At 36.0% G+C, this 22,582-nt stretch carries 16 protein-coding genes; 15 read left to right on the plus strand and 1 reads right to left on the minus strand.

What is annotated here, in order from left to right:
* Positions 1-7 precede the first annotated feature (7 nt).
* The 10 genes from lon (at position 8) to BHF70_RS11180 (ending at position 12,596) form a co-directional block, all read left to right on the plus strand.
* Entirely contained in the window at positions 8-2,329 is a 2,322-nt protein-coding gene (gene lon / locus BHF70_RS11135; protein ID WP_075760281.1) for an endopeptidase La, read from the plus strand.
* 14 nt (positions 2,330-2,343) lie between these two features.
* Entirely contained in the window at positions 2,344-3,615 is a 1,272-nt protein-coding gene (locus BHF70_RS11140; RefSeq protein WP_075760282.1) for a bifunctional folylpolyglutamate synthase/dihydrofolate synthase, read from the plus strand.
* An 11-nt stretch (positions 3,616-3,626) separates the two neighbouring features.
* On the plus strand, positions 3,627-4,106 hold the full coding sequence (locus tag BHF70_RS11145) for an HD domain-containing protein (protein WP_075760283.1): 480 nt from the start codon (positions 3,627-3,629) through the stop codon (positions 4,104-4,106).
* Between the two features lie 8 nt (positions 4,107-4,114).
* Positions 4,115-4,921, plus strand: coding sequence for a dihydropteroate synthase (gene folP, locus BHF70_RS11150; RefSeq protein ID WP_075760284.1), 807 nt, complete (start codon positions 4,115-4,117; stop codon positions 4,919-4,921).
* Between the two features lie 14 nt (positions 4,922-4,935).
* A complete protein-coding gene (folK, locus tag BHF70_RS11155; RefSeq protein WP_075760285.1) occupies positions 4,936-5,757 on the plus strand; it encodes a 2-amino-4-hydroxy-6-hydroxymethyldihydropteridine diphosphokinase in 822 nt (273 codons plus the stop codon).
* Positions 5,758-5,764: 7 nt separating this feature from the next.
* Positions 5,765-6,895, plus strand: coding sequence for a bifunctional chorismate mutase/prephenate dehydratase (locus tag BHF70_RS11160; RefSeq protein WP_075760286.1), 1,131 nt, complete (start codon positions 5,765-5,767; stop codon positions 6,893-6,895).
* A 65-nt stretch (positions 6,896-6,960) separates the two neighbouring features.
* Positions 6,961-9,462: an LTA synthase family protein gene (locus BHF70_RS11165; protein ID WP_075760287.1), complete on the plus strand. Its 2,502-nt coding sequence runs from the start codon at positions 6,961-6,963 to the stop codon at positions 9,460-9,462.
* A gap of 129 nt (positions 9,463-9,591) precedes the next feature.
* Positions 9,592-10,878: an adenylosuccinate synthase gene (locus BHF70_RS11170; RefSeq protein ID WP_075760288.1), complete on the plus strand. Its 1,287-nt coding sequence runs from the start codon at positions 9,592-9,594 to the stop codon at positions 10,876-10,878.
* A gap of 5 nt (positions 10,879-10,883) precedes the next feature.
* Complete coding sequence (gene lepB, locus BHF70_RS11175) at positions 10,884-11,432, plus strand: signal peptidase I (RefSeq protein ID WP_075760289.1); 549 nt, start codon at positions 10,884-10,886, stop codon at positions 11,430-11,432.
* Between the two features lie 12 nt (positions 11,433-11,444).
* Positions 11,445-12,596, plus strand: coding sequence for a hypothetical protein (locus BHF70_RS11180; RefSeq protein ID WP_075760290.1), 1,152 nt, complete (start codon positions 11,445-11,447; stop codon positions 12,594-12,596).
* A gap of 131 nt (positions 12,597-12,727) precedes the next feature.
* Here the strand turns inward: BHF70_RS11180 and BHF70_RS11185 are convergent, their stop codons facing one another.
* Entirely contained in the window at positions 12,728-13,822 is a 1,095-nt protein-coding gene (locus BHF70_RS11185; protein WP_075760291.1) for a pyridoxal phosphate-dependent aminotransferase, read from the minus strand.
* A gap of 117 nt (positions 13,823-13,939) precedes the next feature.
* Here BHF70_RS11185 and BHF70_RS11190 point away from each other — a divergent pair, with 117 nt between their 5' ends.
* From BHF70_RS11190 to BHF70_RS11210, 5 genes are read left to right on the plus strand one after another with little or no spacing between them, the layout of a single operon-like run.
* Entirely contained in the window at positions 13,940-17,062 is a 3,123-nt protein-coding gene (locus BHF70_RS11190) for a DUF5717 family protein (RefSeq protein WP_075760292.1), read from the plus strand.
* Positions 17,063-17,065: 3 nt separating this feature from the next.
* A complete protein-coding gene (locus BHF70_RS11195) occupies positions 17,066-18,112 on the plus strand; it encodes a DUF5716 family protein (protein ID WP_075760293.1) in 1,047 nt (348 codons plus the stop codon).
* Positions 18,105-18,905 (plus strand): hypothetical protein, encoded by an 801-nt coding sequence (locus BHF70_RS11200; RefSeq protein WP_075760294.1) that lies wholly within the window; start codon positions 18,105-18,107, stop codon positions 18,903-18,905. The genes BHF70_RS11195 and BHF70_RS11200 overlap by 8 nt, the downstream gene beginning before the upstream one ends.
* On the plus strand, positions 18,880-19,878 hold the full coding sequence (locus BHF70_RS11205) for a hypothetical protein (RefSeq protein WP_075760295.1): 999 nt from the start codon (positions 18,880-18,882) through the stop codon (positions 19,876-19,878). Before BHF70_RS11200 ends, BHF70_RS11205 begins: the two co-directional genes overlap by 26 nt.
* Positions 19,879-19,904: 26 nt before the next feature.
* Entirely contained in the window at positions 19,905-22,547 is a 2,643-nt protein-coding gene (locus tag BHF70_RS11210; protein ID WP_075760296.1) for a valine--tRNA ligase, read from the plus strand.
* The last annotated feature ends 35 nt before the right edge of the window (positions 22,548-22,582 follow it).

The following is a 22,582-nucleotide window of genomic DNA, read 5'->3' on the forward strand; positions in this document are numbered from 1 at the left end:
GAATCAAATGAAGAAAATTTTACCGATGCTTACCTTACGCGGGAAATACATTTTCCCTAATACAGTGATTCATTTTGATGTATCCAGAAGTAAGTCGATTAGAGCAATCGAAGAGGCAATGCAAAATGATCAAATGATTTTTTTAGATAATCAGGTAGATCCTACAATCGAAGATCCCGGGATCGTTGATTTATATAGTGTAGGCACTTTAGCTAAAATCCGACAGGTGGTTAAGATGCCGCAAAATGTAGTTAGAGTATTTGCGGAAGGACTGTTTCGTGCCGAGATGACAGAGGTTTGTGAAGAGGAACCTTTATTCAGGGTAGAAGTTGCATATAATCATGTGGAACAGCAGAAATTTGAACCGTATGAGAAAGAAGCCCTAACTCGTGCCGTGAAAGAAGCTTTTCAAAAATACAGTAATTCCTGGAGTAAGCTTGACCAGAATATAGCCGGGTATATAGAGATGCAACCAGATTTGGAACTCCTTCTGGATCAGATAGCCACTCATCTTCCATTTGCTATAGAAGATAAACAGAAGATTTTGGAAGAAATGGATCTTAAGCAACGAAGTGAGACAATGCTGATTCTTTTGGAAGAAGAACAGGAACTGATTAAGCTTCGAAATAGTATTCAGCAGAAGGTTAAAAGTAATGTTGATAAAAACCAGAAAGAATATATGCTTCGTGAGCAGATGAAAGTTATCCGGGAAGAATTAGGAGAGACAAATATTGAAGATGAAGCTCATGAATTTCTAAATCAGTTAAAACAGTTAAACGCTTCAAAAGAAGTTAAAGAAAAAATAAAAAAGGAAATTGGAAGATTTCAGGCCATAGGAGGAAACAGTCCAGAAAATGCGGTACTTCGCACCTATATTGAAACTATGCTGGAAATTCCATGGGAGACTCTTTCTAAAGATTCAGAGGATCTGGAAAAAGCAGCTTCGATTTTAGATGAAGATCATTATGGATTGGAGAAAGTCAAAGAGAGAGTGCTGGAATATCTTGCAGCGCGTGCTATGAGCGGGAAGAAGGATGCGGCTATTTTATGTCTTGCAGGTCCTCCGGGAACAGGAAAAACTTCCATTGCAAAATCTATTGCAAGAGCAACTGAGAAAAAATATGTACGACTTTCTCTTGGGGGAGTTAGAGATGAATCTGAGATTCGTGGTCATCGAAAAACCTATGTGGGGGCTATGCCAGGAAGAATTGTAGAGGCATTGAAAAAAGTGAAGGTTCGAAATCCGCTGATATTACTGGATGAAGTTGATAAAACAGGAAAAGATCAGCGGGGAGATACAGCATCTGCTCTTTTGGAAGTATTGGATCCAGAACAGAATGAACATTTTCAGGATCATTATCTGGAAGTGCCATTAAATTTGAGTGATGTTCTTTTTATTGCTACAGCCAACGATTTATCGACAATTCCAAGACCGCTACTGGATCGAATGGAAGTAATTGATGTATCAAGTTATTCCGAAAATGAAAAATTTCATATTGCACAGCAATATCTGGTGAAAAAACAGATGGAAGCCAATGGATTGACTGAAAAAGAAATTCAATGGAAAGAAGATGCGATTCGGCTGCTGATAACATCATATACAAGGGAAGCAGGTGTCCGAAATCTGGAACGAAGAATCGGACAGATTTCTAGAAAAGTTGCAAAGGATATTTATCTGAAAAAGCATAGAAAAGTAACAATTACTAAAAAAGCAGTAAAAGACTATTTAGGTAACCCACCTTATCAGTGGGAAAAGGATTCTTTAAAAAATCAAATCGGAGTTGTTCATGGCTTGGCATGGACATCAGTTGGTGGTGAAACATTAAAAATTGAAGTTAATGTAATGCCGGGAAAAGGAAGAATTCAGGTGACAGGTTCTCTGGGAGATGTAATGAAAGAATCTTCTCAGGCTGCAATCAGTTATATTCGCAGCCAGAGCAGAAAATATAAAATCAAAGCAGATTATTTTGAAAAACATGATATACATATCCATATACCTGAGGGAGCAGTACCGAAAGATGGACCGTCAGCAGGTATTACCATGACTACAGCTGTCTTATCAGCGATAACAGGTATGAAGGTTTATGGAAATCTGGCTATGACAGGAGAAGTTACGATTCGTGGAGATGTACTTCCTATTGGAGGACTAAAAGAGAAGCTGTTGGCAGCTAAAAGACTTGGTATAGAAAAGGTTCTGGTACCAAGATCAAATGAAAAAGATGTTAGAGAGTTTCATGAAGAAATTACAGAAGGTCTGGAAATTATCTATGTTCGCAATATGAATCAGGTAATAAAGCAGGCATTTGTGGAGAAAGAGATAAACGAATAATCTTGGAGGCAGTTATGAACTATAAAGAAGCAATGGATTTTATAAGTAATATAAATAAATTTGGGAGTGTCTTAGGGCTGGATAATATCAGAGAATTGCTTTCACGACTTGGAAATCCGCAAAATAAGCTGAAAGTAGTACATATTGCCGGAACCAATGGAAAAGGTTCTATCCTTGCATATCTTGCAGGTGTATTTAGGGAAAGTGGATATCGGGCAGGTCGATATGTTTCTCCTGCCTCCTTTTCCTATGAAGAAAGATTCCGGATCAACGAGGAAAATATTTCGCAGGATGATTTGTGTTACTATATGGAGAAAATAAAGAAAACTTCAGAGGAAATGGTTGCAGATGGGGGAAATCATCCAACAATGTTTGAAATAGAGACAGCATTAAGTTTTCTTTATTTTCTTGATAAAAAGGTCGACGTGGTATTACTGGAAACTGGAATGGGCGGGCGTCTGGATGCTACTAATGTGGTGGATCGTCCAATTTGCACTGTTATTGCATCTATCAGTTATGATCATATGCAATATCTGGGAGATACAATTGAAAAAATTGCATATGAAAAAGCAGGAATTATTAAAGAAGGATGTCCTGTCATTTCATATGATAATTCAAAAGAAGCAAATCAGGTAATCAAAAATGTTGCCAAAGAAAAGAATTGTCCATTGAAGTTCGTTAATAAAAAGGGAATACGGATTTTATCGGAGTCATTAAATGGACAGAGTTTTACATACCGAAGCAACAGTGGAAGATGGTATGAAAAAATAGAGATTCCTTTGCTTGGAGAGCATCAAATCTGGAATGCTGCAGTTGCATTGGAAGTTTTAGATATTATTAAAAACTATTATTGTATCAGTGAATTTCAGACAGAAGAAGGGTTTCGAAAGACAAAATGGAGAGGCCGTTTGGAAATACTTCAGAAAGATCCGATCATTTTGTGTGATGGTGCTCATAATCCAGATGGTGCCCGTTGCCTGGCAGATTTTCTTCAAAAAAATTTTACAAACCGAAGAATAATTTATATAATGGGAGTATTAGCTGACAAGGAATATGAACAGATGATTCAGGAAACTGTATGGCTTGCAGACTCTGTTTATACAGTTGCTCCGGATAATCCAAGAGCGCTATCCAGCAAGGATCTTGCAGATATGGTTAGAAAGTGTCATTCTAAAGTGTTTGTAAGAGATCGGTTGGCTCAATGTTTGGAAGAAGTAAAAACAATATCAGAAAAAGATGATGTCATCGTAGTATTTGGGACATTATCTTTTCAAAATGAACTATAGAGGGTAAGACAGTGGAACGATTCCAGAAAATTATTTGGAACAAAAGATATAAGGAAGAATATGAAAAACTGCAGAATCTGGAACAGGGAAGACAGTTTTGCGGGCATGATATGAATCATTTTTTAGCAGTTGCAAGACTTTGTTATATTTTTTCTTTGGAAAGAAATGAAAATTTATCGAAAGATATCATATATGGTACAGCTTTTCTTCATGATCTTGGAAGGACAGTTCAGTATGAAAAAGGCATTTCTCATGAAGAAGCAGGTGCCGAACTTGCGGAAATTATTTTAAAGGAATGTGATTATGAACCGGAAGAAATTAAAGTGATAACAGAAGTTATACGAAATCATCGTACCGGTGCATCAGAAGATCATAGTTTTGCAGAAATGTTCTATCTGGCAGACAAACTTTCCAGAGATTGTATTCACTGTAAAGCAAGAAAAGACTGTTATTGGCCAGATGACAAAAAAAATGATACTTATATTTGTTAGGAGACATTATGATAATTGGAGAAAAGAAATTTTTGACTGATAAACACGGATATATTATGGGAATTCTTAATGTGACACCAGATTCATTTTCCGATGGAGGTAAATTCAATCAGTTAGATGCGGCATTGGAGCATGCAGAGCAGATGGTAAATGAAGGGGCAGATCTAATCGATGTAGGGGGAGAATCTACAAGACCAGGGTATACTCTGATTTCTGATGAAGAAGAGATTGAAAGGGTTGTTCCGGTTATTGAAGCCCTGAAGAGAGAATTTGATGTGCCTGTTTCGCTGGACACATACAAATCAAAAGTTGCCAAGGCAGGAATAGACGCAGGGGTCGATATGATCAACGATATCTGGGGACTTAAATGGGATGGAACCATGGCAGAAGTATTGGCAGAAAGTGGGGTTCCTGCCTGTCTGATGCATAACAGAAAGAATACACAGTATGGAAATTTTTTGAAGGATGTTCAGGAAGATATTCAGGAAATCATGGATATGGCAATGAAAGCAGGGATGAAAAGAGAACAGATCATGTTGGATCCAGGTATCGGATTTGCCAAAAATCTTGAGCAGAATCTGGAAATGATGAATCATCTGGAAATTTTAGGTCAATGGGATGTTCCGGTTTTACTTGGGACTTCCAGAAAGTCCATGATTGGTCTTACACTGGATCTGCCATCTGATCAGAGAGTTGAAGGAACTGTAGCAACAACTGTGTGTGGTTTTATGAAAGGATGTCGATTTTTCAGAGTTCATGATGTAAAGGAAAATAAACGGGCACTTACAATGATAGAGGCAATCAGCCGCCATTAAAAGGAGTGAGGAACATGGCAGATCAGATTATCATTCAGGATTTGGAAATTTACAGTAACCATGGAGTTTATAAGGAAGAAAAAGTCTTAGGACAGAAATTTTTGGTGTCTGCAACTTTATATACAGATACAAAGCGGGCTGGTGTAAGTGACAAGATTGAATATTCTATTGATTATGGTGAGGTTTGTCATCGAATTGCAGAGATAATGGAGAGAAATACATTTGACCTGATAGAGAGAGTTGCAGAGACAGTTGCAAAAACATTATTACTTGAATTTCCTCTGATTAAGAAACTGGATATTCAGGTGAAGAAGCCATGGGCACCAATAGGACTGCCTCTAGACAGTGTTTCCGTAAAAATTTCCCGTGGATGGCATCGAGCTTATATAGGTATGGGTTCCAATATGGGCGACCGTATGGAGTATATCAGTAATGCTATTGATCGAATTGAAGAGCAGGAGGATACAAAAGTAATGCATGTATCCGGATTGATTGAAACAAAACCATATGGTGGTGTAGAGCAGGATGACTTTCTTAATGGATGTGTGGCAATTGATACATTAAAGGAACCTATGGAACTGCTGGACTTTTTAATGGATATTGAAAAACAGGCAGGAAGAAAAAGAACCGTTCACTGGGGGCCTCGAACACTTGATCTGGATATTTTAATGTATGATGATCTGGTAATGAATGAAAGAGAATTAACCATTCCGCATAAAGAAATGCATAAAAGATTGTTTGTTCTAGAACCTCTTGCAGAGATTGCACCATATCTGATGCATCCGTTATTGCGAAAAACGGTTATGGAATTAAAAGAAATAATAGAAAAGGAATAAAATACCCATGAGAGATTTAACAGAAATACGACAGGAAATTGATGATATTGATACGCAACTGGTAAGGTTGTTAAAAAAAAGAATGCTTTGTTCTGAAGAGGTAGCAGAATATAAAAGGGGAACTGGAAAGGCTATTTACGATCCGGTGAGAGAAAAGGCTAAAATTAATGTATTGACAGAAAATGAAGAAGACCCTTTTATGGTAAGAGCTTTTGAAGAGATATTTTTACAGATTATGTCTGTCAGTCGAAGGTATCAATATAGTATTTTAGCTCAGGCAGATACTTATATTGAAGAACATTTTGAAGAAGTGGATGCTCTTGATATTCATGAGGATACCAAGGTTGTTTACCAGGGAATTCCAGGTGCATATCAGGAACAGGCTATGGTAAAATATTTTGGTGAGAATGTAAAGAACTTCTCCGTTCCTGAGTTTAAAGATGTTGTTATAACATTGGATCAGGGGCTGGCAGATTATGGTGTCCTGCCTATAGAAAATACTTCTGCCGGAACTGTCAGTGGTATTTATGACATGATCCTTGATTATGATATTTGTGTAGTAGGGGAAGAAACAGTTGAATGCCATCATGTACTGGCAGGACTTCCAGGATCTGATCTGAATCAGATCAAGAAAGTATATTCTCACCCTCAAGGACTTCTGCAGTGTAAAAAATTCCTGGATCAATGGGATTGGGATCAGGTAAAGGTTGCCAATACAGCAATCAGTGCTAAAAAAGTGGCGGATGATAAAGATATGACGAAAGTAGCCATCTGCAGCCGTCGGGCAGCAGAAATCTATGGTCTTCAGGTTTTACAGGAAGAAGTAAATTATGAAGAAAACAATACTACAAGATTTGTTATCATGTCTAAAAAGAAACAGTATCGGAAGGATGCAGGGAAAGTCAGCATTAGTTTTAGTGCACCTCATGAATCAGGATCTCTTTATAACATATTGACTCATTTTATGTTTAATAATGTGAATATGAGCAACATTGAATCCAGACCGCTTCCTGGAAGACAGTGGGAATATGGATTTTATATTGATGTAATTGGAAATTTAAATGATCCTGCAATTCGTAATGCGCTGGCAGGAATCAGAGAAGAGACTAAAGATTTTAAAATACTGGGAAACTTTTAATAAACAATAAGGATTTAAGGGGAAAGAAAAAAATAAGAAAAAACAAACGAATGGAAGGTAGTAAAATGAAGAATCAGGGAAAAAAAGGGGAAAAGTTTGGAAAGGTTCATGGATTTTTACATAAATCTCTGAAATTTGTAATGGTAGCTGCTCTGCTTGCTTTTATTGTTCTTGTTATTGTCAACAAGCAGCAGTTTTCTGAGAAAGTTGCAAAAGGTGTACCAGAAAGCAAGTATACCAGAATAGCAGTAACGGATGGAGATAAGGTAGTTCAAAAATTCAAGGCAGTATCGGATACTATGGAACGTCTGGATATTATGATAGACAGAAACGAACAGACAGGACGCGCCGGAAGTATTGATTTAAATGTAAAAGATCAGAATGGAAACTCAGTTTTCCATATTACACCAACTCTCCTGGAAGTTGATGGATTGACAGATATGAAAGCTACTATGCGTCGTACAGAGAGAAATGAAGCAAAGTGGTATAAGATTATTGTAAACCAAAAACTAAATAAAGGAGAACTATATACTCTGGAAATTCAGGGAAAGGGAATTAAAGAAGACCGCCCGTTATATTTGTATACATCAGAGAAAATGGGGAAAATATTCCAGAAAGTTAAGGTGAATGGTGACAGTCAAAATATTCATATCCGTACCAGGGTGTGGACAACCCAGATTGATAAATGGGCTATTGCATTAACTATTGCTATTGCAGTTGCTTTGATTGCACTGATTCTGATTCCTCTTGATATTCCGGAAAAACTGAATCGCAGACTTACATGGGCACTGTTTATTGTTAATCCGTGGGTGGCTTTTTATATGGTGGAGAAGGTTTTTTATAACCCGATTAGTGTAATGAATAAACTTGCTTATGGAATGAACATTGTCTGGTATTATATTATTTTTGGAATTCTATTGCTGATTTTTAATCGCATTAAGTACTCTATTTTAGTTGGGGATATTTTGTTATATGCAGCAGCCATTGGAAATTACTTTGTTATGGCATTTCGAGGAACTCCAATTACACCCGCAGATATTTATGCGTTAGGAACCGCAATGGATGTCGCTGACCATTATACATTGTCATACGACAAACCTGCTATTGTAGCAACAGTTGTACTTCTTGGCCTGTGTGTGATTGCCTGCAAGCTGGATACATATAAAGTTTTTTACTGGAAAAAACGAGTGATAGCATTGGCAGTGGTTGCAATTGCTACAGCAGGAAGCACCTTTTTCATGACCAGAACAGATTTTTTAGAAACCAAAGGAATTAAAGTCAACTTCTGGAATCAGAAAAAAGGATATAAACAAAATGGTTATATTTTAAGTTTTCTGATGAATATTCAATATACGATCGTATCTGAACCGGAAGGATACAGTCCTGAAAAGGTTGAGAAAATTGCTGATGAATATAAAGTGACAACAGGAAAAAATAAAAATTTAAAACAGAAGCCTAATATTGTGGTTATTATGAATGAGACATTTTCTGATTTAAATGTTGTAAATAAGATAAAAACAAATAAAGAGGTAATGCCTTATATTAACAGCTTAACGGATAATACAATTAAGGGAAATATGCTAGTATCTGTTTTTGGTGGAGGAACCAGTAATTCAGAATATGAATTCCTTACAGGAAATTCTGTTTCAACACTTCCTTTAAATGGAAATGCTTATACCCAGTTTGTGAAACATAATGTTCCAAGTCTTGCAACACAGCTTAAGGAACAGGGCTATGATACGATAGCCTTTCATCCATATAAAGCCCATGGATGGAATCGAGATACAGTGTATCCGCTTCTTGGATTTGATCAATTTCTGGATGAAACTTCCATGAATCCAAATGGAGAAAAATTCCGTGGATGGTATAGTGATTCCGAAGATTATAATAAGATTATTGAAATTTTTAATAAGAAAAAAGCAGGAGATCCATTATTTTTGTTTAATGTAACTATTCAGAATCATGGTGGATATTTAATTGCAGATAAGAATTTTAAAGAAGAAATCAAGATTCAGGATGAAAAAGCTACAGATACAGCCAATCGTTATCTATCCCTGATTCATGAATCAGACCGTGCTTTTGAAAAAATAGTAAATTACTTTAAGAATCAGGATGAACCGACGATTGTTGTTATGTTCGGAGATCATCAGCCAAAACTGGAAGATTCATTTTATGAATTACTGTATGGAAAATCATTAAACAGTTTAAGTTTAAAAGAATTGCAGAAGAAATATACAGTACCTTATATTATCTGGGCTAACTATGATATTGATGAAAAGAAGAATGAGCAGCTGATCAGTGCAAATTATCTTGCCAGTCTTATGATGGAGCAGACAAATCTTAAGCTGTCACCGTATAATGAGTTTCTGCTGAATCTTAATCAGACGATTCCGGCTATCAATGCTAATGGATATGTTACTTCAGATGGGCAAAACCATAGTTTGGAAGATGAAAATGAATATACTAAACTGATTAAACAGTATCAATATCTGCAATATAACAGTTTGATGGATAAGAAAAATGTAAGCAAGACATTATTTTCAACTGAAAACAGCAGTAAAAATTAGCGGGAAAGGCACTCTGCCTTGACAGAGTGCCTAAAACAATATAGAATAAAAATGCTGTGATTTTATTTTTTGCAGTATATTAAAAAAATAACAAAAGTCATAACAGGTTGATTTTAGGAGGATACACATATGGTAAAAGCAATCGTTGGAGCCAATTGGGGAGACGAAGGAAAAGGGAAAATTACAGACATGTTAGGTGAGACATCTGATATTATTGTTCGTTTCCAGGGAGGAGCAAATGCAGGGCATACAATCATTAATGATTATGGAAAGTTTGCACTTCATACACTGCCATCTGGAGTATTCTATAATCATACCACCAGTGTAATTGGAAATGGTGTGGCATTAAATATTCCGGTTTTGTTTAAGGAAATCGAAAGCATTGTATCACAGGGTGTGCCAAAACCTAAAATTCTGGTTTCAGATCGTGCACAGATGGTTATGCCATATCATGTTTTATTTGATCAATATGAAGAGGAAAGACTTGGAAAAGATTCTTTTGGATCTACAAAATCAGGAATTGCTCCTTTTTATTCTGACAAATATGCCAAAATTGGTTTTCAGGTAAGCGAATTATTTGATGAAGATTCACTGAAAGAAAAGATTAAGAAAGTTTGCGAAACAAAGAATGTTTTATTAGAACATTTATATCATAAACCATTACTGAACCCAGATGAATTATTTGATACATTAATGGAATATAAAGAAATGGTTGCACCATATGTATGTGATGTTTCTTTGTTCCTTCATGAAGCGATCAAAGAAGGAAAGAATATTCTTCTGGAGGGACAGTTAGGTTCATTAAAAGACCCGGATCATGGAATTTATCCAATGGTAACATCATCCTCAACATTAGCAGGATATGGAGCAATTGGTGCAGGAATTCCTCCATATGAAATCAAGAAAATTGTAACAGTTGTCAAGGCTTATTCAAGTGCTGTAGGAGCAGGTGCTTTTGTCAGCGAAATTTTTGGGGAAGAAGCCGATGAATTAAGACGACGCGGTGGAGATGGCGGAGAATTTGGAGCTACAACAGGTCGTCCAAGACGTATGGGATGGTTTGATGTAGTTGCAACAAAATATGGATGCCGTATGCAGGGAACAACGGATGTTGCTTTTACTGTACTGGATGTACTGGGGTATTTAGATGAAATTCCGGTATGTGTTGGATATGAAATTGATGGTGAAGTAACAACAGATTTCCCAACAACTAATAAACTGGAAAAAGCAAAACCAGTTCTTGAAGTACTTCCAGGATGGAAAACAGATATCCGAGGAATTACTGAATATGATGATCTTCCAGAAAATTGTAAAAAATATATTGAATTTGTTGAAGAAAAAATTGGATATCCAATTACTCTTATTTCAAACGGTCCTGGAAGACATGAAATCATCCGTCGTGGTTTTGAGGACTAGAGAAGATGGAAGAAAAAAAGGAACAGGAGAAGAAAAACTCCTGGAAAAAGGAAGCATTAAGCTGGGTATTATGCATTGTTGTAACAATTGTACTGACACAGCTGATTACAAGGTTTGTTATTATTAATGCAAATATCCCAAGTGGTTCCATGGAAAATACCATTATGACCAATGACAAGCTGATTGCATTGAGAACTTCTTATTGGTTTAATGATCCTCAGCGGGGAGATATCATTATCTTTGAATATCCGGATAATGAAGAGGAATGGTATATTAAGAGAGTCATTGCTCTCCCTGGAGAGACAGTGGAAGTAAAGGATGGAAAAGTTTATATTAATAGCAGTAAGACTCCATTAGAAGAGCCTTATATTAAAGAAGAACCTGTAGATGATTTTGGCCCATACAAAGTACCTGAAAACGGATATTTTGTAATGGGAGATAATCGGAATTGTTCTAATGATGCCAGAGACTGGGACACACATTATGTTTCCAGAGATGAGGTGCTTGGAAAGGCATGGTTCCGCTATTATCCGTCATTGAAATGGATTAAATAAAGGAGTCTGTGTATGAAGAAGAATCTTTTTTGTTTTTTGATTGTATTTTGCGGACTTGTTTTGCTGTCCGGATGCAAAAATGATAAGGAAAAGGAAACCTTCAAGGTTCTCTCTTCTCAAAAAGAAATAAAAGAATTGATCACAGAGACAGTGCAGAAACAGGAAGATCCAAATAATGGAGAGTTACCGAAAGTTGCATATGCTTCAGAAAGTCGAGTTATTTTTTATAATCAGACTGGATTATTTGTTTTTGATATGAAAAAACAAAAGATTATTGAGGCTCTGAATTTAGAAGATTTGAAACTGTATTCTACAAAAGGCAGCTATGAGACTCGGGTTCTGGCTTCATCAGATGGAAAAAAGGTTCAGTTACTCCAAAGGAAAAAGAATAAGGTTGTAAAAGATTACTGCCTTATGGTGGACGATGGTAAGATTGTCAAAACAGAAAAAAAACTGAACGGGACATATCAGGGAGCCTTTTATACAGATTATAAGAAAGATACCTTTGCAGGGAAGAAAGTAAAGGATATTGAAGAAATTCTGATTGAAAATGGACAAGGTAATTCTGATGTCTGTGTTCAAAGTGATAATATACTGATGTATTTAGGATATCCATCAGATGTTTTTATCCAGCCAGAAGAAGAATTTAAAAATCTGCAGATTATTTCATATGATGTTACGAAAAATGAATTTCAAAGCCTTCCGGTTTTTTATGATTATATCCGGCTAAACCAGCAGAAAGATTCAGATGAGCTGGAGGCTAGTGATGATAAGGTATGGCTGAAGCGAAGCAAAGATGGGACTCTGTATTTTGATGTTGATGCATTAAGAGGAACAAAAGCTGCCAGTGGCAGATTTGGAGATTTTGTTGTAGGAAATGTATTTCATTCTTCGACAGGAAAACTTACTGTTATAGTGGACAATCCAGATAGTTTTGATGTTACTTTAAAACCGGTTTTATCTTTTAATACAGTAAATGATGAGGATGATCCGCAAATTATTGCAATTAAGAAAAACAGGAAAAAATATACATTTACAGGATTAAAAAAAGGAACTTACTATTATGTAGATTATTATCCTACAGCAGATCCTGAAAGTGAGGAACAGCTCAAAAAGATTGATGATCATAATGCTGATATAAAGGTGACAATTGATAATCAGTAGGATGAATCAGATATAGAAGATAGTTTTATCGGATTGAGTAAAATAATCATGCAATAAAAAACTTGCAAAAGAATTTTTCTTTTGCAAGTTTTTTTATTTCGCTAGGAAAGATTTTGTTATATTTTGGCTTCTTAGTTCTTTTTCTCAGTAAGAATGCTTAGTAACCTACTGTTTTGTTCTTTTAAACGGATACAGAAACGAATAAATTCACCATCTAAACCGTCAAAACTGCTACAGTCACGAATCATCATACCCTCTCTGATGCATCGTTCAAACATTTCAAAGGAGGTGGTTCCATCTAAAAGCTGTACCAGTATGAAATTGGCATAAGCAGGATAGGCTTTAAGATTTTCACACTGATTCAATTTTTTCAGACAGCGGCTGCGTTCTGATGAAATAAATTCTTTCGTTGTTTTTATATAATCTGAGTCCATGAACATTGCTTCACCGGCAAGAGCAGCAAGAGTATTGATAGTCCATGGATTTTTGATGGAATTCAGCTTTTTAAGAAAATCAAGACTTCCGCAGATTCCATAACCAAGACGAAGTCCTGGAGCAGCAAAGAATTTGGAAGTTCCTCTAAGAACCATAAAATTATCGAATTTTTCAGTTAGTGATACGGCGGAAATGTTCTGGATATCTGGTGCAAATTCAACATAAGTTTCATCAATTAAAACAAAGATATTATGTTTCTTACAGTGAATCAGAAGGTTTTCAATCTCGGAGGCAGTAAGTGCACTGGAAGTAGGATTGTTTGGGTTACAAAATGCAAATAAATCTACATTGTCTGTTAAATGAGATTTCAGGTCTTCCAAATCAAGACAGAAATTCTTTTCTTCTGATAAAAAATATTCCTGATAAGAACCACCTACAAGGGAAATTTCCCGCATGTATTCTGAATAAGTTGGTGCCAGCAGCAAGGCATTTTTTGGACGTAGAAGATTTAACGTTAAACTGATCAGTTCTGTAGCACCATTTCCAACAATAATATGTTCCATAGGAGTGTTACAGTATAAGCTTAATGTTGAGCGTAATGTTTTATAGTCCCGATCAGGATATTCACATATTGCCTCAATGTGGTTTCCCATACTTTTCTTTAATAAGGGGGAGATACCCAAAGGATTGACATTCCCTCCAAAAGGAATAATTTGTTCTTTTTTTATTCCGTAAATCTCTTCGATTTTTTCTAAATCGCTTCCGTGAAAAGCTTGTTTTTTTTCTAACATGGTTATCCTTCTTTTCCTTTAATATTTTGTCGAAATTTGTTATAATGAAATTTAATTAGTGTACATTAGATTATTATACGTGTAAGTGATTTGATTGGCAAGGAGCGAAAGCAGATTATGTCAGAACTGTTAGGAAAATTTACAAATATGGTTAAGGAAGATAAAAAGAGAGCTAAAGCCCTCTTTTTTTCAGAATCTTTTAAAGAGGAGTTTCTGGAAACGTCTTTGGAATATGGAGAAGTATATCATCAGTTACTGCTGGGGCGTAACCGCGAGCAGATTCTGGAAGAATTTCTTGTGACCGCAGGGGAAAAAGAGCCTGTTCATTTATCAGCAATTAAAAATAAATACCAGATTACAATGGATCATTTTGATGAGCCATTAATTCTTTATGTAAAAAAAGAAGGATGGGGATATATAGAAGGTAAAATTGTAGCTGATGGGGATTTTCTGTCTGTAGAAGAGGAGAGTTTTACAGATAGTGATTTTGAAGACGGCATTATGAAGCTTCATGTGTATCTAACAGATTTTACGCAGAACGGAAGTAAAGCATATGTTCTCATTAAGACAGTGAATGAGGAATTATCTTTACAGATAGTATTTCATGAGAATGAAACTCCGGAATTTCAAAAAGAGCAGAGAAGAAATAAAAAAATGTTTCAAGGCTATGTTGATTTTTGTACAGGAAGAATACCAGTTACAACATTTATTGAACGGGAAAAAACTTTGCTGGATCAGATGCCAGAGAATATATCTGATAAGATGATCTATGATCTTATGAAGATTCATCTGCAGATTTTAAATGGAGATTCCGATCTAGAGGATCAATTAACTGAAATAGAGGGGGAAATACAGAAAAAAGGAATTTCATATTGCTATTTTATGTATTTAAAGGCTTTATATTTCAAGACAGAGGAATCAATTAAAGAAGCGGTAGAATTGAATTGTAAAGCATATGGAGAAGAAAATCAGCGAGGGTTTTTGCTGTGGATGAGAATGAATCTGGATGCATCCATTGCTTACGATGAGACGGCACAGCTTGAAGAAATGAAAGAAATATATCTAGAAGGGGACAGAAATCATCTTCTGCGTTTTGAAGCGTGTTGTATATTCGGAGAGAATCCAGATCTTTTACACCGACTTGGGTCATTTGAATTGGAAGTTCTTGAATTTGCAGCAGAGGAAAGGCTGTTAAATGATAAACTGATTCAAAGAGTATGTTTTCTTATTTCCAGAGAAAAAACATTTTCAGAAGAAATGCTGTGGATGCTGATCTGTATTTATAAAGAATACTCTTATGGAGATGTACTGCAGGCAATCTGTGCATTATTGATTCAGGGAAATTGTATGGATCCAGATTGTCATCCATATTTTAAAACAGCTATTTCTGAAGGAATACAGCTGATCGGACTACAGGAAGCATTTCTTAGAACAATTCCGGAAGAAGAATATCCGATTCTCCCAGAAGAAACATTAACATATTTTACATATAGTGACAGCTTAAGTAAAAAGGAGCAGAGTGCACTTTATGCGAATCTTGTAAAAAATCGGAGAAAATATGGAAATTATTTTTCAAATTATGAAGAGATGATAAGACCATTTTTGGAAGAAGAATTAGAGAAAGGGCATTTGAATCAGTATTTAGTTTTGCTGTATCATGCATATTTTGAAGAAATGCTGGAAAATGAAAAAACAAGAGAGAATCTTGGAAATATCATATTTTATCAGAAACTGACATGTAAACAGGAATATCTGAAAAAAGTGATGATTTTCCAGAAACAAAAGAAACAGGCAGATACAGTATTTCTCAATGGAGAAGAATATATAGAAATTTTTGATCCGGATGCGATGTTCGTCTTTTTTGACCAGGATGAAAATCGATATATTGGTTCGGCAGTATATACAACAAAACCTCTCTGGAAAAAAGAACAAATCCGTTTATACTGTGAAAAATGTAATGATAATGAGCATTATCTAATGTTTAAAAGTTTAGAACTCGGTGAAAAAAAAGAATTGACAGAAGAAGATTTTCCAACGGTAATGTCAGTGATTAATTGTGGACAGATTAAAGATGAATACCGGCAGAATATTTTTGAAAAAGTTCTGGAATATTATTGGAAAAATGGAAAAAAGGAAGAGTTAAAAGATGCTCTTATGTATGTAAACTGGAGAGAGCTTCCATCAGAAAACAGAATACGAATGATAGAATATTTTATTGCTGGAGGATTGTATGAAGAAGCATTAAAAGGAATTCAGCAATATGGATATCATTTTATTGAACCAGAACTTCTGAAGAAGGTTTGTATCTATGCATTAACAACATTAAGTACAAAACGATCAGATATGCTTGTTGGTATGTGCAGCAGAGCATTTGAATATGGTCATTATAACAGTGAGATGATAGGATATCTGCAAAAATATTTTAAAGGATCCAAAGATCAGATGCTGGAATTATGGAATTGCGGTAGAGAAATTGGAATGTATCAGCAGGATTTTATTGAGGAGACTCTCAGGATTTGTATCAGAGATGGAGTTGATGGAAGTGAGTTTCCTGTTTATTCCAGATATTTACAGCAGGAAGATAAGAAAACTGATTTGATCGATGGAATGCTGGTAGAGTATGTGGATTTTGTATGGAGAAAACACAAGGAACTTCCTGAAGAGTTTTATCAGCTGATTGGAAAGAAAATTGATGCAGGGAAAATGGATAAACTGTATCAGGGATTGTATCTGGATTATCATAAAAACAGAGAACTGGATGATTCACAGCTGCGTCGAATAGAAAAGATTAAGGATGTTCAGATGTATACAGGAGATATTTTTCCGGTTTTATTTGATTATTCAGCTGTAATAGAGCTTCCTAAATATTTATATGCAAAAACATTTGTGGAATATCAGGCGGAAGAAGGATTATCTCTTATATTTCACTATACAGGATCAAGAGGGCAGAAGTGGAAAGAACTTTCCATGAAAGAATTAATGCCGGGGTATTATGTGGCGTCAGCAGTGATTTTTGATGATGAGATTGTTGATTGTTTTATTACTGCTTCGGGAGAGGAAAAGCGCAGGCGGAAAGATATCCGTTGCAAAGATCATATTGAAAAGAGTAAAGGAAGCAGATTTTATGAACTTAATGAAATGCTGAAAGAAAGGCACAAGGATTCTGTCCGGATTTCTATGGAACAGTATGAGTTGAAGAAACAGATGATAAAGTTTATTAAACCAATGATAGAGGAATAATGTATGCGAACGGGAATACATTTTGAAGATGGACAGGTATATACCTGTTACATGGATGAGCAAAGTACAATTGAACAGGAACCGGTGAGAATGCAGAAACCGTGGACACATTATGTTGCAGAAGCAGTTGCGGAAAAGGGCGTTCAGGGAGAAAAGATTGGTATTGTCATGGATGGAATGACCCCGGAAGTGATGAAAGAAGCAGCAGATCTTGAAAAACACCTTGGATTTACAGCTCATGGACTGAAACTTTATACTAAGGAAGAAGCCCTGGTAGGACTGGTAAAAGTACAGAATAACCAGTTGGATCGTGGAAATACAGTGATTTTTGATTATAATCAGAGTGGCCTGTGTTTTTATCAGATACAGAAATATAACGGAAAGATACGGATTGAAAAAAAAGACTATACGTCAGAAATATCTGGTGCTGTAACAAAAAGTGAAAAAGATCAGGCATTTTTGAAAATAATAAAAAACGCACTGGCAAAGGGAGTTACAGTCACGGTATATTTATGTGGTACAGGCTTTGATGGACAATGGTTTCAGGATTCTGTTAAAACCCTATGTCTTGGCAGGAGAGTTTTTATGGGGAAGCATTTATTTGCATGCGGAGCTGCTTACCTGGCAGGAGAGGAGGTTTTCTCCGAAAGCAGAGAAGAGGCGCTCATTCTAACGGAAACTATGACAATCTGTCAAATAGGATTAACCTTACATCATCATGGCAGGGACGTGTTCTATCCTTTGATGAAAGAAGGACGGCCATGGTTTGAGAGTAAAGGGGAAATAGAAATATTTGTATCAGGAATAAACCGTCTGAATTTAGAACTGAGAAATAAATCCGGCATTAAGCAGGCAATGGTTTGTTTCCCTTTAACTGGAATGACAAAAGATAAAGATGTGGTCTATCAGCTGAAAATTGAAGGAGAATACATTTCTCCGGATAAATGTAAAATTAAGATAGCAGATCTGGGATTTGGGGAAATAAGACCTACAACATTTCAGGTATGGCAGCAGGTGATCTGTTTGGAAAGAGGTGATTTCCGTGAGTAAGATTGTATTATGTGAAACACAAAAAACCACATCAGTATATCATATTGAAAAATTGAATCAGTCATTTTCAGGTTATGGAGAATTATGTTATATTCTCGAACATTATTTTATTTATTTTCTAATGGAGGGGTTTGATACATCTATAAAGGCCTACATCAAGGATGAAATCGGAATAACGCTGAAGAGTGAGGATCCGGTTCGACAGATAAAAGAAATCATTAATTATCGAAATTATTTTACAATAGATGAGAAACTGCAGTTACAGCAGAAAATACGAACTACATATTTGTATTCTGTAGCAAAAAAACAGAAGCTTCTGGCAGATATGTATTTAAAGAATCATTTGTATCTTGGTGCATTGCAGACATATCAGAATCTTCAGAAAATCTCAGGACAGTTACGTACCGGAGAACAGGCAGAAGTATTATATCATATGGGATTGTGTCAAAGCAGGATGTTTTGTTTTGAAGAGGCAAAGGTTTCATTTAAAAAGGCACTGGAAATTCGACAGCTGAAAGAAATTCAGGAAGCATATTTCCTTGTTTCTTATATCCAGGGGGATTATCATACGTTTCTGCAGGATGGTGAAAAAATATCTTTTTCAGAAGAACGCTGTAAGATTATTTATGGTAATATAAAACAGAGAGAAGAAGAAATAAAAAATAAAGAAGAGTTTGTCAAATTGAAGAAAATAGATTACCATAGAAAGAAAACGGACGATATGACAACAAGAAGGCTCACAAAAGCCGTACTGGAGAGATGGAAGGATGAATACAAAAAAGAGATTATCTAAGGATATTCAAAATACAAAAGAAGATTTGATTGAAGACAGATTTGTAACACTTTACCAGAATGAGATTTCACATCTTCAGGCAAAAAAAGAAGATCTGGAGATTATTGGACAATTGGATGACGAGGAGTTAAAAGAGGTAGAGGAATCAGCAAGATTATATCATCGTATTTTGGCAAGGAATTTCTATGAGATGTCAGCCGGAATAGTGACAGAGGAAGAGTTTTATCCTTTGTGGGAAAGGGAAGAAGAATTAAAAAGAGATCTTCAAAGAATTTCCTCTATGGAAGGGGAGCAAAAGCAGCTTGAAAGAGAAATGGATATTGTAATCGGGGAAGAAGATGAACTTGTAGAGAAGAGAAAAAAGGCAGAAGATATTCGTCTCAATCGAAAGGCAGTGTTGCTTTCTTTTTTTCTTATGACACTGGTGGCAGTTGTAATTATGGCGGTAGCAGTGGTAAAGCTGGAATTTCCGATTATTGAATATATATTGCCTGTAGTAACAGTGATTTTCATTGTTTTATTACTTTTGATTACTTTGTATCGACTATATAAAAAAGCGGTAGAAAGCGAAAAATTGTACCATATGATGGCGACTCATAAATTCAATTCAAGATGTCGTTTAGAATCGGATTTCCAGAATATTGGTAATGATTTAAAATATTACTATGAGAAATACGAAATACTTCTTGGATATATTTCAGAAGAACAGTGGAAATTATTTGAGTTTTGTGCTAAAGTGTCAGCCGGGCTTAAATTTTCTGCGGAACTGAAAGAACAGAGTGAAGTTCTAAAGAAAGTTCTTCAAAAACATCATTTAAAAGAAATAGATGCATGGCTTTATTATCCTAAAGCCATGTATGAAATTCCAAAACGTGGTGCGTATGTGGAGCGATTAAATAATCGGCAAAATATATGTCAGGACGCACTGGAAAGACACCAGCAGAAAATAGATACAAGAAATAATAATGAATAAAAATATTAATTATAGGAGTTTGAGACATGAAGAAAGAATTAGAGACAACCTACAATCCAGGTGAAATTGAAGAGCGTCTGTACCAGAAATGGCTTGATAACAAGTATTTTCATGCAGAAGTGGATCGTACAAAGAAACCTTATACTATTGTAATTCCACCACCAAATATTACAGGTAAACTGCATATGGGACATGCGCTGGATGAAACTCTTCAGGATATCCTGATTCGTTTTAAGAAAATGCAGGGATATAATACCTTATGGCAGCCGGGAACAGACCATGCAAGTATTGCAACAGAAGTAAAAATCATCAATGCCCTGAAAGAAGAGGGTATTGAAAAAGAAGATCTGGGTCGTGAAAAATTCCTGGAACGTGCATGGGAATGGAAAGAAGAGTATGGTGGAACTATCGTTAGTCAGTTGAAAAAACTTGGTTCTGCATGTGATTGGGATAGAGAGCGTTTTACATTAGATGAAGGATGCTCCAAAGCAGTACAGGAAGTATTTATTAAGTTATATGAAAAAGGATATATTTACCGAGGATCAAGAATTATCAACTGGTGCCCTGTTTGTCAGACATCTATTTCTGATGCAGAAGTTGAATATGAAGATCAGGCAGGTCATTTCTGGCACATTAAATATCCGGTAGTCGGCAGTGAAAATGAATATGTTGAAATTGCGACAACACGTCCGGAAACTCTTCTCGGAGATACTGCTGTTGCAGTACATCCGGAAGATGAGAGATATAGCCATCTGGTAGGTAAAATGCTGGAACTACCATTATGTAATCGTCAGATTCCTGTAGTTGCAGATGAATATGTAGACCGTGAATTTGGAACCGGAGCAGTTAAGATTACACCTGCTCACGATCCAAATGACTTTGAAGTTGGAAAACGTCATAATCTGCCAGAAATCAATATTTTAAATGATGATGCAACTGTTAATAAAAATGGCGGAAAATATGCCGGTATGGATCGCTATGAAGCAAGAAAAGTTATTGTTAAGGATCTGGAAGAACAGGGATATCTGGTAAAAATCAAAGATCATGAGCATAATGTAGGAACACATGACCGTTGCGGAACAACCATTGAACCAATGATCAAGCCACAGTGGTTTGTAAAAATGGATGAGCTGGCAAAACCAGCTATTGAGGCAGTAAAAAATGGAGATTTAAAATTTGTTCCAGAAAGATATACAAAGACTTATTTACACTGGCTGGAGAATATTCGTGACTGGTGTATATCCAGACAGCTGTGGTGGGGACATAGAATCCCGGCATATTATTGTGATGAATGTGGAGAAGTTGTGGTATCAGGAGATGTACCAGAAGTATGTCCAAAATGCGGATGCAAACATTTAACACAGGATGAAGATACATTGGATACATGGTTTAGTTCAGCTCTGTGGCCATTTTCAACTCTTGGATGGCCGGATAAAACGGAAGAAATGGATTATTTCTATCCAACCAATACACTGGTTACAGGATACGATATTATTTTCTTCTGGGTTGTCAGAATGGTATTCTCAGGATATGAACATACAGGAAAATGTCCATTTGACACTGTATTGATCCATGGACTTGTTCGAGATGAACAGGGACGTAAGATGAGTAAGTCTTTAGGAAATGGTATTGATCCTCTGGAAGTTATTGCCCAGTATGGAGCAGATGCATTGAGATTTACTCTTGTTACAGGAAATGCACCGGGAAATGATATGCGTTATACAGAAAAACGTGTCATTGCCAGCAGAAATTTTGCAAATAAAGTTTGGAATGCTTCCAGATTTATCATGATGAACCTGGAACAGGCAGATTTTACGAATGTGACGTTAGATGATCTGACAAGTGCAGATAAATGGATCTTATCTAAATTAAATACTCTGGCAAAAGATGTAACAGAAAATATGGAAAAATATGAACTGGGAATTGCAGTTCAGAAATTAAATGACTTCTTATGGGAAGAATTCTGTGACTGGTATATTGAAATGGTGAAACCACGTTTGTACAATGACGAGGATGAAACGAAAGCTGCAGCTCTCTGGACATTGAATACAGTTCTTACAGAAGCTTTGAAGCTGTTACATCCATATATGCCGTTTATAACAGAAGAAATTTACTGTAATCTGACAGATGAAGAATCTATTATGCTTGCAAAATGGCCTGAATTTAAAGAAGAATGGAACTTTAAAGCAGATGAAAAGGCAGTAGAAACAATCAAAGAAGCAGTACGCGGCATCCGTAATGTACGTGCAGAAATGAATGTATCACCAAAGAAAAAAGCTCAGGTATATGTGGTATCTGAAAGTGAGGAAATTCGAAATATCTTTGAAACAGGTAAAGTGTTCTTTGCAACTTTAGGATATGCAAGCGAAGTTATCATTCAGAATGATAAAAACGGCATTGGAGAAGATGCAGTATCAACGGTTATTCCAGAAGCAGTTATCTATATGCCATTTGCAGAACTGGTAGATATTGAGAAAGAAAAAGAACGTCTGGCAAAAGAACAGAAGCGTCTGACAGGAGAAATCAAACGTTGTGAAGGAATGCTTGGAAATGAACGATTTGTAAGCAAGGCACCAGCTGCAAAAGTACAGGAAGAAAAGGATAAACTGGCAAAATATCAGCAGATGTTAAGTCAGGTAGAAGAACAGCTTGGAAGATTAAATAAATAATTGACAGTGTTTTTGAATTATGATACTATTTCATA

Source organism: Anaerostipes sp. 494a (genome assembly GCF_001940315.1).
Taxonomy (GTDB): Bacteria; Bacillota; Clostridia; order Lachnospirales; family Lachnospiraceae; genus Anaerostipes; species Anaerostipes faecalis.

What these genes read in the sequence shown, in the direction of transcription:
- lon (WP_075760281.1), top strand. Translation starts at nt 8, where the DNA reads ATGAAGAAAATTTTACCGATGCTTACCTTACGCGGGAAATACATTTTC.
- BHF70_RS11205 (WP_075760295.1), top strand. Translation starts at nt 18,880, where the DNA reads ATGAATACAAAAAAGAGATTATCTAAGGATATTCAAAATACAAAAGAA.
- BHF70_RS11170 (WP_075760288.1), top strand. Translation starts at nt 9,592, where the DNA reads ATGGTAAAAGCAATCGTTGGAGCCAATTGGGGAGACGAAGGAAAAGGG.
- BHF70_RS11160 (WP_075760286.1), top strand. Translation starts at nt 5,765, where the DNA reads ATGAGAGATTTAACAGAAATACGACAGGAAATTGATGATATTGATACG.
- BHF70_RS11190 (WP_075760292.1), top strand. Translation starts at nt 13,940, where the DNA reads ATGTCAGAACTGTTAGGAAAATTTACAAATATGGTTAAGGAAGATAAA.
- lepB (WP_075760289.1), top strand. Translation starts at nt 10,884, where the DNA reads ATGGAAGAAAAAAAGGAACAGGAGAAGAAAAACTCCTGGAAAAAGGAA.
- BHF70_RS11180 (WP_075760290.1), top strand. Translation starts at nt 11,445, where the DNA reads ATGAAGAAGAATCTTTTTTGTTTTTTGATTGTATTTTGCGGACTTGTT.
- folK (WP_075760285.1), top strand. Translation starts at nt 4,936, where the DNA reads ATGGCAGATCAGATTATCATTCAGGATTTGGAAATTTACAGTAACCAT.
- BHF70_RS11195 (WP_075760293.1), top strand. Translation starts at nt 17,066, where the DNA reads ATGCGAACGGGAATACATTTTGAAGATGGACAGGTATATACCTGTTAC.
- BHF70_RS11210 (WP_075760296.1), top strand. Translation starts at nt 19,905, where the DNA reads ATGAAGAAAGAATTAGAGACAACCTACAATCCAGGTGAAATTGAAGAG.
- folP (WP_075760284.1), top strand. Translation starts at nt 4,115, where the DNA reads ATGATAATTGGAGAAAAGAAATTTTTGACTGATAAACACGGATATATT.
- BHF70_RS11140 (WP_075760282.1), top strand. Translation starts at nt 2,344, where the DNA reads ATGAACTATAAAGAAGCAATGGATTTTATAAGTAATATAAATAAATTT.
- BHF70_RS11185 (WP_075760291.1), bottom strand. Translation starts at nt 13,822, where the DNA reads ATGTTAGAAAAAAAACAAGCTTTTCACGGAAGCGATTTAGAAAAAATC.
- BHF70_RS11165 (WP_075760287.1), top strand. Translation starts at nt 6,961, where the DNA reads ATGAAGAATCAGGGAAAAAAAGGGGAAAAGTTTGGAAAGGTTCATGGA.